The sequence below is a fragment of the Pseudomonas sp. W2I6 genome, from assembly GCF_030815935.1.
Taxonomy (GTDB): domain Bacteria; phylum Pseudomonadota; class Gammaproteobacteria; order Pseudomonadales; family Pseudomonadaceae; genus Aquipseudomonas.
Map to the genome: position 1 here is coordinate 6,759,191 of NZ_JAUSXJ010000001.1, position 12,511 is coordinate 6,771,701.

General features: G+C 62.6%; 11 protein-coding genes. All 11 read left to right on the forward strand.

Translation table 11 applies throughout. The features are described 5' to 3' along the window. Positions 1 to 41: 41 nt before the first annotated feature. The 11 genes from QF039_RS31240 to dtd all read left to right on the forward strand — a co-directional run bounded on the left by QF039_RS31240 (position 42) and on the right by dtd (position 12,454). Entirely contained in the window at positions 42 to 893 is an 852-nt protein-coding gene (locus QF039_RS31240; protein ID WP_003209260.1) for a proline/glycine betaine ABC transporter permease, read from the forward strand. Next, the gene (locus tag QF039_RS31245) at positions 890 to 1,714 is read left to right on the forward strand and encodes a glycine betaine/L-proline ABC transporter ATP-binding protein (protein WP_003209262.1); all 825 of its coding nucleotides are present in this window, start codon (positions 890 to 892) and stop codon (positions 1,712 to 1,714) included. The genes QF039_RS31240 and QF039_RS31245 overlap by 4 nt, the downstream gene beginning before the upstream one ends. A gap of 146 nt (positions 1,715 to 1,860) precedes the next feature. After that, on the forward strand, positions 1,861 to 3,384 hold the full coding sequence (hutH, locus tag QF039_RS31250) for a histidine ammonia-lyase (protein WP_102367932.1): 1,524 nt from the start codon (positions 1,861 to 1,863) through the stop codon (positions 3,382 to 3,384). Between the two features lie 114 nt (positions 3,385 to 3,498). Further along, a complete protein-coding gene (hutH, locus tag QF039_RS31255; RefSeq protein WP_307522380.1) occupies positions 3,499 to 5,037 on the forward strand; it encodes a histidine ammonia-lyase in 1,539 nt (512 codons plus the stop codon). A 170-nt stretch (positions 5,038 to 5,207) separates the two neighbouring features. Beyond that, positions 5,208 to 6,614 (forward strand): amino acid permease, encoded by a 1,407-nt coding sequence (locus QF039_RS31260; RefSeq protein ID WP_214499642.1) that lies wholly within the window; start codon positions 5,208 to 5,210, stop codon positions 6,612 to 6,614. A 16-nt stretch (positions 6,615 to 6,630) separates the two neighbouring features. Then, positions 6,631 to 7,836, forward strand: coding sequence for an imidazolonepropionase (gene hutI / locus QF039_RS31265; RefSeq protein WP_177022532.1), 1,206 nt, complete (start codon positions 6,631 to 6,633; stop codon positions 7,834 to 7,836). An 11-nt stretch (positions 7,837 to 7,847) separates the two neighbouring features. Next, positions 7,848 to 8,648, forward strand: a complete 801-nt coding sequence (gene hutG, locus QF039_RS31270; RefSeq protein WP_087692905.1) for an N-formylglutamate deformylase — start codon at positions 7,848 to 7,850, stop codon at positions 8,646 to 8,648. Between the two features lie 259 nt (positions 8,649 to 8,907). After that, positions 8,908 to 9,855 carry a choline ABC transporter substrate-binding protein gene (locus QF039_RS31275; protein ID WP_010169147.1) on the forward strand — a complete coding sequence of 316 codons (948 nt, stop codon included), beginning with the start codon at positions 8,908 to 8,910 and terminating at the stop codon, positions 9,853 to 9,855. A gap of 154 nt (positions 9,856 to 10,009) precedes the next feature. Continuing rightward, a complete protein-coding gene (locus QF039_RS31280) occupies positions 10,010 to 10,945 on the forward strand; it encodes an alpha/beta hydrolase (protein ID WP_177020725.1) in 936 nt (311 codons plus the stop codon). A gap of 103 nt (positions 10,946 to 11,048) precedes the next feature. Continuing rightward, positions 11,049 to 12,020 carry a prolyl aminopeptidase gene (pip, locus tag QF039_RS31285; RefSeq protein ID WP_008439282.1) on the forward strand — a complete coding sequence of 324 codons (972 nt, stop codon included), beginning with the start codon at positions 11,049 to 11,051 and terminating at the stop codon, positions 12,018 to 12,020. After that, positions 12,017 to 12,454: a D-aminoacyl-tRNA deacylase gene (gene dtd / locus QF039_RS31290; protein WP_087692908.1), complete on the forward strand. Its 438-nt coding sequence runs from the start codon at positions 12,017 to 12,019 to the stop codon at positions 12,452 to 12,454. The genes pip and dtd overlap by 4 nt, the downstream gene beginning before the upstream one ends. Positions 12,455 to 12,511: the final 57 nt, after the last annotated feature.

Here is a 12,511-nt window from a genome sequence, read left to right on the forward strand (position 1 = left end):
ACCGGGCGCCCGGCCACAATCCACTGGATCGAGAGCACACTATGTTTCCTGAGAGTTTTACGTTTTCCATCGCCGACTGGGTCAACAGTTGGGTCGATGCGCTGGTGACCAACTACGGCGATGTGTTCCGGCACATCTCCGATACGTTGCTGTGGGCCATCGTTAACCTGGAAGGTTTGCTGCGCGCAGCGCCCTGGTGGTTGATGTTGCTGATTGTCGGCGGTATTGCCTGGCATGCCACTCGCAAGTGGTTCACCACCGTCGTGATCGTCGGCCTGCTGTTTCTGGTGGGCGCGGTCGGGCTGTGGGACAAGCTGATGCAAACCCTGGCGCTGATGATGGTGGCCACAGTGATCTCGGTGCTGATCGGCATTCCCCTGGGGATTCTGTCGGCCCGCAGCAACCGCCTGCGTTCGGTGCTGATGCCGCTGCTGGACATCATGCAGACCATGCCCAGCTTCGTGTACCTGATCCCGGTGTTGATGCTGTTCGGCCTGGGCAAGGTCCCGGCGATTTTCGCCACGGTGATCTACGCCGCACCGCCGCTGATTCGTCTCACCGACCTGGGCATTCGCCAGGTGGACGGTGAAGTCATGGAAGCGATCAACGCCTTCGGTGCCAACCGCTGGCAGCAACTGTTCGGCGTGCAACTGCCGCTGGCCCTGCCGAGCATCATGGCCGGGATCAACCAGACCACCATGATGGCCCTGTCGATGGTGGTGATCGCCTCGATGATCGGCGCCCGTGGCCTGGGTGAAGATGTACTGGTGGGCATCCAGACCCTCAACGTTGGACGCGGCCTTGAAGCCGGTCTGGCGATCGTGATTCTTGCCGTGGTCATCGACCGCATTACGCAAGCCTATGGTCGTCCACGGCATGAGGCGAGCAAATGACTACTGTCAGCAAAATTGAAGTCAAAAACGTATTCAAGATTTTCGGCAACCGCTCCAAGGATGCACTGGCGTTGATTGGCCAGGGCAAGAGCAAGGACGAGGTGCTGGCCGAGACTGGTTGCGTGGTGGGTGTGAACGACCTGTCCCTGAGCGTCGACACCGGTGAAATCTTCGTGATCATGGGGCTGTCGGGTTCCGGCAAGTCGACCCTGGTGCGTCACTTCAACCGGCTGATCGACCCTACCAGCGGTGCGATCCTGGTGGACGGTGAAGACATCCTGCAACTGGACATGGAAGCCTTGCGCCAATTCCGCCGGCACAAGATCAGCATGGTGTTCCAGAGCTTTGGCCTGCTGCCTCACAAGAGTGTGCTGGACAACGTTGCGTACGGCCTGAAAGTGCGTGGCGAAACCAGGCAAGTGTGCGCCGAGCGTGCGCTGCACTGGATCGAAACCGTGGGCCTCAAGGGCTATGAAAACAAATACCCGCATCAACTTTCCGGCGGCATGCGTCAGCGTGTAGGCCTGGCCCGGGCGCTGGCGGCCGACACCGACATCATCCTGATGGACGAGGCGTTCAGTGCGCTCGACCCGCTGATCCGTGCCGAGATGCAAGACCAGTTATTGGAGCTGCAAAAGACCCTGCACAAGACGATCGTGTTCATTACCCACGACCTCGATGAGGCGGTGCGCATCGGCAACCGCATTGCGATCCTCAAGGACGGCAAGCTGATCCAGGTCGGCACGCCCCGCGAGATTTTGCATTCACCGGCGGATGAGTACGTGAACCGGTTTGTCCAGCGGCGGGTGGCGGTGGTTTGATCCGGTATTTGTGGTGAGTTGGCTGACGCTATCGCAGGCAAGCCAGCTCCCACATTTGGAATGCGTTTCCCCTGTGGAAGCTGGCTCGCTTGCGATGAGGCCAGTGAAGCTGCACAACAATTGCGAATTTCATGAAGAGGTCAACGATGTCCCAGGCTGAAAAAATCATCATCGCCGACGCCCCGATGCGTTGGCAGGACGTGGTCGCCGTGGCTCGCCACGGTGCGATCCTCGAACTCTCGGGCCAGGCCTGGGCTCGCATCGACAATGCACAGGCCATCGTCCAGCGCATCGTCACCAGCGGCGAGCGCGCCTACGGCATCAACACCGGCCTGGGCGCCTTGTGCAACGTGTCGCTCAAGGACGAACAACTGAGCCGGCTGTCGCGCAATACCCTGCTCAGCCATGCCTGCGGCGTCGGTGCGCCACTGAGTGTGGAGCAAACCCGCGCGATCATTTGTGCGGCAATCATTAACTACAGCCACGGCAAATCCGGCTTGCATCCGCAGGTGGTGCATTCGCTGCTGGGGCTGCTCAACCATGGCATCACGCCGCAAGTGCCGTCCCAGGGGTCCGTGGGTTACCTGACCCACATGGCGCACATTGGCGTCGCCTTGCTCGGCGTCGGCGACGTCAGCTATCGGGGCCGTATCGTTCCCGCACACCAGGCGCTGGCTGAAGAAGGTTTGCAGCCCGTAGTGCTCGGTGCCAAGGACGGGCTGTGCCTGGTCAACGGCACGCCGTGCATGACCGGCCTCAGCAGCCTGGCCCTGGCCGATGCGCACCGCCTGCTGCAATGGGCCGATGTGATCGGTGCCATGAGCTTCGAAGGCCAGCGTGGCCAGATCGACGCCTTCGACGAAGAAATCATCGCGCTCAAGCCGCACCCGGGCATGCAGCAAGTGGGCATCAACCTGCGCGCGTTGCTGGACGGCAGCGAAGTGATCGCCAGCAGCAAAGGCATTCGTACCCAGGACGCCCTGAGCATCCGTTCGATTCCCCAGGTGCACGGCGCCGCCCGCGACCAACTGGAACACGCCACCCGGCAGATCGAAACCGAACTCAACGGTGCCACCGATAACCCGCTGGTGCTCGGCACGCCAGACAGCTACCGCGTGGTGTCCCAGGCCAATCCCCACGGGCAGTCCGTGGCCCTGGCGGCAGACATGCTGGCCATCGCCATGGCCGAAATCGGCTCCATCGCCGAGCGTCGCCTGGACCGTCTGATCAACCCGCACGTCAGTGGTTTGCCGGCGTTCCTGGTAAGCAACCCCGGGGTCAACTCCGGGATGATGATCGTGCAGTACGTCGCCGCCTCGCTGTGCGGGCAAAACCGCCAGTTGGCGCAACCGGCGGTGCTCGACAACTTCGTCACCTCGGGCCTGCAGGAAGACCACCTGAGCATGGGCACCAACGCCGCGCTGAAGCTGTATTCGGTGCTGGAAAACGTCACCCAGATCCTCGCCATCGAGTACTTGCTGGCGGCCCAGGCGTTCGAGTTCCTCCAGGAGCAACGCTTCGGCGCCGGCACCGATGCCGCCTGGCGTTTGCTGCGCGAACACGTCCCGGCCTACGACCAGGACCGCTGGCTGGCGCCAGACATCGCAGCCACCGCCGCGTTGCTCAAGGACGCCGATTTACTGCAACGCACGCTACCGAATTTGCACTGACCTTTTCCCAACAATAGCCAGCGTGCCAAGCCGACTGATCCTCTAAAAGAGCACAGCGGCGGCTAACGGAAGCATCCGGAGCGACTGGTAGTTAACAACACTCTCAAAAGGAGCATGAATGTGACTGCGCTAAACCTGATTCCAGGCCAACTGAGCCTTGCCCAACTGCGGGCCATCTACCAGCAGCCGGTAACCCTCAGTCTGGATGACAGCGCCTCGGCCCAGATCGAAGCCAGTGTCGCCTGTGTGGAGCAGATTCTCGCCGAGAACCGCACCGCCTACGGCATCAACACCGGTTTCGGCCTGCTGGCCTCGACCCGCATTGCCAGCGAAGACCTGGAAAACCTCCAGCGTTCCCTGGTGCTGTCCCACGCCGCCGGCGTCGGTGAGCCCATCAGCGATGCGCTGGTACGGCTGGTCATGGTGCTCAAGGTCAACAGCCTGAGCCGGGGTTTTTCCGGGATTCGCCGGCAGGTCATCGACGCGCTGATCGCCCTGATCAATGCCGAGGTCTACCCGCATATTCCGCTGAAAGGTTCGGTGGGCGCCTCCGGTGACCTGGCGCCATTGGCCCACATGTCGCTGGTGCTGCTGGGCGAAGGCAAGGCCCGCTACAAAGGCGAATGGCTGGAAGCTACCGAAGCGCTGAAAGTTGCCGGCCTGACGCCGCTGACCCTGGCGGCCAAGGAAGGCCTGGCGCTGCTCAACGGCACCCAGGTTTCCACCGCTTATGCATTGCGTGGGCTGTTCGAGGGCGAAGATCTGTTCGCCGGTGCCCTGGCCTGTGGCGCCCTGACGGTGGAAGCCGTGCTGGGTTCGCGCTCGCCGTTCGACGCACGCATTCACGCTGCCCGGGGCCAACGCGGCCAGATCGACTCTGCGGCCGCGTATCGCGCCCTGCTGGGTGAAAGCAGCGAAGTGTCGCAATCCCACGAGAACTGCGACAAGGTCCAAGACCCGTACTCCCTGCGTTGCCAGCCGCAAGTCATGGGCGCCTGCCTGACCCAGTTCCGCCAGGCGGCCGAAGTGCTGGTGGTGGAAGCCAACGCCGTGTCGGATAACCCACTGGTGTTCGCGGCTGAAGGTGACGTGATTTCCGGTGGCAACTTCCACGCCGAACCGGTGGCCATGGCGGCGGACAACATGGCGCTGGCCATCGCGGAAATCGGCTCCCTGAGCGAGCGTCGCATCTCGTTGATGATGGACAAGCACATGTCGCAACTGCCGCCATTCCTGGTGGGCAATGGCGGTGTGAACTCCGGCTTCATGATCGCCCAGGTGACGGCGGCGGCATTGGCCAGCGAGAACAAGGCACTGGCGCATCCCCATAGCGTCGACAGCCTGCCGACGTCAGCCAACCAGGAAGACCACGTGTCGATGGCCCCGGCGGCGGGCAAGCGCCTGTGGGAAATGGCCGAGAACACCCGCGGTGTGCTGGCGGTGGAATGGTTGGCGGCTTGCCAGGGCCTGGACCTGCGCAATGGCTTGAAAACCTCGCCGGCGCTGGAAAAGGCGCGCGGGATCCTGCGCAGCAAAGTCGCGTTTTATGAGAAGGACCGCTTCTTTGCGCCGGACATCAATGCCGCCAGTGAGCTGCTGGCAACGCGTTGCCTGAACGCGCTGGTGCCGGCGAAGTTGTTGCCGAGCCTCTAAGGACACCGAACCCCTCTTTGTGGCGAGGGAGCTTGCTCCCGCTGGGCTGCGTAGCGGCCCCAAAAACTTGCGGGCGCTGCGCACCCGAGCGGGAGCAAGCTCCCTCGCCACAAAAAGCTTGTCCACACCGCTTCGAATTTTCTCAGGATAAAAATAATTAAGGACGAGAAATGCACTCGGAAAAAGGTTTAAACCGCGGGCTCTCCGCCCGACATATTCGCTTCATGGCCCTCGGTTCCGCGATCGGTACCGGGCTGTTCTACGGCTCTGCCTCCGCCATCCAGATGGCCGGCCCGGCCGTGCTCCTGGCCTACCTGATCGGTGGCGCCGCGGTGTTCATGGTCATGCGCGCCCTCGGCGAAATGGCCGTGCATAACCCGGTGTCCGGCTCCTTCGGCCAGTACGCCAGTACCTACCTGGGCCCGATGGCCGGCTTTATCCTCGGCTGGACCTACGCCTTTGAAATGATCATCGTCTGCCTCGCCGACGTCACCGCCTTCGGCATCTACATGGGCTTCTGGTTTCCCGAAGTCGCGCGCTGGGTCTGGGTGCTGGGCATCGTGTTGCTGATCGGCGGCCTGAACCTGTGCAACGTCAAAGTCTTTGGCGAAATGGAGTTCTGGCTGTCGCTGCTCAAGGTCGGTGCCATCGTCGCAATGATCCTCGGCGGCTTCGGCATCATGCTGTTCGGCATTCACTCGGCGGGCGAAGCACCCGCTACCGGCCTCAGCAACCTGTGGGCCCACGGCGGCTTCATGCCGAACGGCGTGGGTGGCTTGATCGCGTCCTTCGCGGTGGTGATGTTTGCGTTTGGCGGCATCGAAATCATCGGCATCACCGCCGGCGAAGCCAAGGACCCGCAGCGGGTGATCCCCAAGGCAATCAACGCCGTGCCGTTGCGTATCCTGCTGTTCTACGTGCTGACATTGTTTGTGCTGATGGCGATCTACCCGTGGCCGCAGATCGGCAGCCAGGGCAGCCCGTTCGTGCAGATCTTCAGCAACCTGGGGATAGGCTCGGCGGCGACCATCCTTAACATCGTGGTGATCTCGGCCGCCGTCTCGGCCATCAACAGCGACATCTTCGGCGCCGGTCGCATGATGTATGGCCTGGCCCAGCAAGGGCAGGCGCCCAAGGGTTTTGCCCAACTGTCGAGCCAGGGCGTGCCGTGGATGACCGTAGTGGTGATGGGCGCCGCGTTGCTCGGCGGTGTGGTGCTCAATTACCTGATCCCGGAAAACGTGTTCCTGGTCATCGCCTCGATTGCGACCTTCGCCACGGTGTGGGTATGGCTGATGATCCTGGTCACCCAGGTGGCCATGCGTCGCTCGATGACCAGGGAACAGATTGCCGAGCTGAAATTCCCGGTGCCGTTCTGGCCCTACGCGCCAGCGGCCGCCATCGTGTTCATGCTGTTCATCTTCGGCGTGCTGGGTTACTTCCCGGACACCCAGGCCGCTCTTATGGTCGGCGCCGTGTGGATCGTCTTGCTGATCGTCGCCTATCTGCTGTGGGTCAAGCCCGCCGCCGGGCAAACGGCCAAGGTTCACTACGACCCGGCTTTGTCTCATCGATAACCTAATGGAGGCGTTGATGAAAACGCTTTGGCAACACTGCCACGTTGCAACCATGGCCCAGGGCAACTACTCGATCATCGAGGACGCCGCCATTGTTACCTCGGGCACGCTCATCGAGTGGATCGGCCCGCGCGCCGATCTGCCGGATGCGAACTACGCAACCACCCATGACCTGCAAGGGGCGTGGGTCACGCCCGGGCTGATCGACTGCCACACCCACACGGTGTTCGGCGGCAATCGCAGCGGCGAGTTCGAGCAGCGGCTGCAAGGCGTGAGCTACGCCGAGATCGCAGCGGCCGGTGGCGGTATTGCCAGCACCGTGCGCGCCACGCGTGCGGCGAGCGAAGATGAACTGTTTGCCAGCGGCCACAAGCGCCTGCGCAGTTTGCTGCGCGACGGTGTAACCACCGTCGAGATCAAGTCCGGCTACGGCCTGGACCTGGCCAGCGAGCGCAAGATTTTGCGGGTGATCCGTCGCCTCGGCGCCGAGTTGCCGGTCAGTGTGCGCAGCACCTGCCTGGCGGCGCATGCGTTGCCGGCGGAGTACGTGGACCGGGCCGATGCCTACATCGATCACATCTGCACCGAAATGCTCCCGGCGCTGGCAGCGGAAGGCCTGGTGGACGCGGTCGACGCCTTCTGTGAGTACCTGGCGTTCTCACCGGAGCAGGTGGAGCGCGTGTTCATCGCCGCCCGGAAACTTGGCTTGCCGGTAAAACTGCACGCCGAACAGTTGTCGTCCCTGCATGGCTCCAGCCTGGCGGCGCGGTACCAGGCGCTGTCGGCGGACCACCTGGAATTCATGACTGAGGAAGACGCCATCGCCATGGCCGCTTCCGGCACCGTCGCGGTGCTGCTGCCGGGCGCGTTCTACTTCCTGCGGGAAACCCAGTTGCCGCCGATGGATGCCCTGCGCAAGCACGGCGTGAAGATCGCGATCGCCAGCGACCTCAACCCGGGCACCTCGCCGGCGTTGTCGGTGCGCCTGATGCTGAACATGGCCTGCACCCTGTTCCGCATGACCCCGGAAGAAGCCCTGGCCGGCGCCACGCAACACGCGGCCACCGCCCTGGGCCTGGGCAACAGCCATGGCTCGCTGGAAGTGGGCAAGGTCGCGGATTTTGTCGCCTGGCAGATTGATCGTCCCGCCGACCTGGCCTACTGGCTGGGTGGCGAGCTGGATAAACGCGTCGTGCGCCACGGCGTCGAAGTCACCGTTTAAGGAGTACCGCTGTGGATAAGGTTCTGAACTTCAAACAAGGCCGTGTGCCGCTGCTGATCAGCATGCCCCACGCGGGCCTGCGCCTGACGCCGGCGGTGCAAGCCGGGCTGATCCCCGAGGCGCAAAGCCTGCCGGACACCGACTGGCACATTCCCACGCTGTATGACTTCGCCGAAGCGCTGGGCGCCAGCACTCTGGCGGCGGAGTATTCGCGCTTTGTCATCGACCTGAACCGGCCTTCAGACGACAAGCCGCTGTACGTTGGCGCAACCACCGGCCTGTACCCGGCGACACTGTTTGACGGTGTGCCGCTGTTCCGCGAAGGCCTGGAACCGTCCAAGGCCGAGCGCGCCACGTACCTGGAGCAGGTGTGGACGCCGTATCACCGCACTCTGCAAAACGAACTGGCCCGGCTCAAGGCCGAGTTCGGTTATGCGCTGCTGTTTGATGCGCACTCGATCCGCTCGGTGATCCCGCACCTGTTCGAAGGCAAGCTGCCGGACTTCAATCTCGGCACCTTCAACGGCGCGGCCTGCGATCCGCAGCTGGCCAGCGAACTGGAAGCCATCTGTGCCGGCCACCCGCAGTACAGCCATGTGCTCAACGGGCGCTTCAAGGGCGGGCACATCACCCGTCACTACGGCAACCCGGCCGAGAACATCCACGCCGTGCAGCTGGAGTTGGGGCAGTGCACCTACATGGAAGAGTTTGAGCCCTTCCGTTATCGCGCCGACCTGGCCGAGCCGACGCGGGTGGTGTTGAAGGAACTACTGGAAGGGTTTCTGGCGTGGGGCAAGCGGCATTACTCCTGAGTGGCGTCGCTGCTGAGATAGCCTTCGCGAGCAAGCCCGCTCCCACATTCGACCGTGTTTCTTCAGGAGGAACACGGTCGAATGTGGGAGCGGGCTTGCTCGCGAAGAGGCCCTCAACAGCAACACACCTCCCAAGTCGTCTGTGTGCAAATCCCTGTCGCCACAGTTCGCTTTGATCAAGGTCTCGCTGGGTAAGGTGTTGGGCACGGCGCGTCAGACGCCACTCCCACAATAAAAACTGCCGAGTGAGACCGCATCGATGAAAAGACTGTTCAACCGTTGTCTGTTGATTCTCACCGGCGCCGCACTCTTGAGCGCCAACGCGATGGCTGCCGACCCGGCCTCGTGCAAGGTCGTGCGCATGGGCGTGGTCAGCTGGACCGACGTGATCGCCACCAGCGGCATGGCCGATGTGCTGCTCAATGGCCTGGGCTATGACAGCAAGCAAACCAGCGCCGTGCAGCAAATCATCTTTGCCGGCATCCGCGACAAGCGCCTGGATATCTTCCTCGGCTACTGGAAACCGGCGATGGACAACAACATCGCGCCATTCCTCGCGGCCAAGCAGGTCAAGGTGTTCGACAAGCCGAGCCTGTCCGACGCTCAAGCGACGCTGGCGGTGCCGCAGTACGTTGCCGACGCCGGCTTGAAAACCTTTGCCGACATTGCCCGCTTCAAGGACAAGCTGGGCGGCAAGATCTATGGCATCGAGCCGGGCAGCGGTGCCAATACCGATATCCAGAAAATGATCGACAGCAACCGCTTTGGCCTCGGCGGCTTCAAGCTCGTGGCGTCCGGCGAGGCAGGCATGCTGGCGGCGGTGCAGCGGGCAGTGAATCGCAAGGAGTTCGTGGTGTTTGTCGGCTGGACCCCGCACCCGATGAACATCAACATGAAAATGGCGTACCTGACCGGCAGTGAAGATGTGTTTGGCGCCAACGAAGGCATGGCCACGGTCTCCACGGTGACGGCGCCGGATTACGCCGAACGTTGCCCCAACGTGACCCGCCTGCTGGAAAACCTGACCTACACCGCGGCCCAGGAAAGCCAGTTGATGGTGCCGATCATGGACCGCAAGACGCCGCAGGAGGTGGCCAAACAATGGTTGCGCGACAACCCCGAGGATTTGCAGCGCTGGCTGGCGGGTGTAACGACCCTGGATGGAAAAGACGGCGTGGCGGCGGTGCAGGCCAGCCTCAAGCCCTGAGCAAATGAAGATCAAAATGTGGGAGCGGGCTTGCTCGCGAATGCGGTGGGTCAGCCACACAAGTATTGACTGATACACCGCATTCGCGAGCAAGCCCGCTCCCACATTGGATTCGTGGCGGCTGTTAAATCCTTATCTTCAGGACGATCCTTCGATGTCCCATTACCCGATTTCCGCGCAGATGTGCGCCTTCGTCGAAAAAACCGAATCCTTCACCAGCGACGACACATCGCTGGCCGGATTGCGCCGAGGCTATGACCGCATGTGCCAGGCGTTCACCCCGGCGCGGCCCGAAGGGTTACAGGTGTCAGACGTTTCCCTGGGTGGCGTGGGCGTACGCATTTATCAACCGGCGACGCCAACCCCTGATAGCGGCTGGCCATGCATCTTTTATATGCACGGTGGCGGCTGGGTGGTCGGCGGGCTGGATTCCCATGACTTCATGTGTGCTGAGCTGGCCGACTCACTGCAAGTGCTGGTCATCGCCATCGATTACCGCCTGGCACCCGAACACCCGTTTCCGGCCGCCTTTGAGGATTGCCGTGCGGTCTGGCAGGCGATCCAGGTGGGCGAAGCGCCCCAGCCGATCAACCTTCAGCGTCTGGTGGTGGCTGGTGACAGCGCCGGCGGTAACCTGGCGGCGGCCCTGTGCCTGGGCCTGCGGGATGACCATCAGCCGCAGCCCCTGGCGCAAGTCCTGATCTACCCCGGCCTGGGCGGCCCCGCCGACCTGCCGTCCCGCCGCGATTGCGTCGACGCGCCGCTGCTCAGTACCGCCGACACCGAGTGCTATCTCGCCCTTTACCTGCGTGGGCCGGGCAAGCCGTCGCCCTACGCCATGCCATTGCTGGCCGTGGATTTCAGCGGGTTGCCGCAGGCTTTGATCGCTGTCGCCCAGTTCGACCCGTTGCGGGACGACGGCATGCTCTACGCCGAACGCCTGCAAGGCGCCGGGGTGGCGGCCACGCTGTATCCCGGCAAAGGCCTGGTTCACGGCTGCCTGCGGGCCCGGGGCCAGGTGTTGGAGGTCGACCGGCTGTACGTTTATCTGCTGGACTACCTGCGTGGTGTTCTGCTGACACAGGTCTAGGTCCACGAGGACATGCTCATTGCACAATTCGGGTTTATGATGCCAGACGGCAAAATAATAGACGTCCCCCCAGGGATGAACTCGACCCCTTACGGAGCGCGCAATGCAGACTTTGTACCCGCAGATCAAACCCTACGCCCGGCACGATCTGGCCGTCGATGAAACCCACGTCCTGTACGTCGACGAAAGCGGTTCCCCGGAAGGCTTGCCCGTTGTGTTCATCCATGGCGGCCCCGGCGCCGGGTGTGATGCCAATAGCCGCTGCTATTTCGATCCCAATCTGTACCGAATTGTTACTTTTGATCAGCGTGGCTGCGGGCGCTCCACCCCACGGGCCAGCCTGGAAAACAACACCACCTGGGACCTGGTGGCCGACCTTGAGCGGATTCGCGAACACCTGGGCATCGAAAAATGGGTGCTGTTCGGCGGTTCCTGGGGCTCGACCCTGGCCCTGGCCTACGCGCAAACCCACCCGGAGCGTGTGCACGGCCTGATCGTGCGGGGCATTTTCCTGGCCCGCCCCCAGGACATTCAGTGGTTCTACCAGGCTGGCGCCAGCCGGCTGTTCCCCGATTACTGGCAGGACTACCTGGCGCCCATCCCGGCGGAGGAGCGGCACGACCTGCTCAGCGCCTACCACAAGCGCCTGACCGGCAACGACCAGATCGCCCAGATGCACGCCGCCAAGGCCTGGTCCACGTGGGAAGGGCGCATGTTGGGCCTGTGCCCGAACCCGCAATTGATCGAGCGTTTCTCCGAACCCCAGCGCGCCCTGTCGATTGCCCGTATCGAATGCCATTACTTCACCAATAACTCGTTCCTTGAACCTGACCAACTGATCCGCGACATGCACAAGATCGCCCACCTGCCTGGCGTAATCGTGCATGGCCGCTACGATATGATCTGCCCGCTGGACAATGCCTGGGAGCTGCATCAGGCCTGGCCCAACAGTGAGCTGCAGATCATCCGCGAGGCCGGCCATGCGGCTTCCGAACCCGGAATTACCGATGCGCTGGTGCGTGCGGCGAGTGAAATGGCACGGCGCCTGCTTGATTTGCCGCCTGAAGAAGCATGAAGGGCCTTTTGCAACGGGTGCGCGGCGCCCGGGTCGAGGTAGAAGGGCAGGTGGTCGGGGCGATAGACCAGGGTTTGCTGGTGCTGGTGGCTGTCGAGCCTTCGGATACGCAAGCCAGCGCCGACAAGCTGCTGCATAAGCTGCTTAACTATCGGGTGTTCAGCGACGACGAGGGCAAGATGAACCTGTCCTTGAAAGACATTGGCGGCGGTTTGCTGCTGGTGTCGCAGTTCACCCTGGCGGCAGACACCAAGAGTGGGCTGAGGCCGAGCTTCTCCACGGCGGCACCGCCGGCGTTGGGCGAGGCGCTTTTCGACTATCTGCTGTTACAAGCGCAACAATTGCATGGCACGGTAGCGGCAGGGCGTTTTGGCGCTGATATGCAGGTGCATTTGGTCAATGATGGGCCGGTCACCTTCCTGTTACAGACGTGAATGTACTGAAAACGACTTGTGATGCCCAAAAAACCGGGTTTTCGCTACAAATACTTC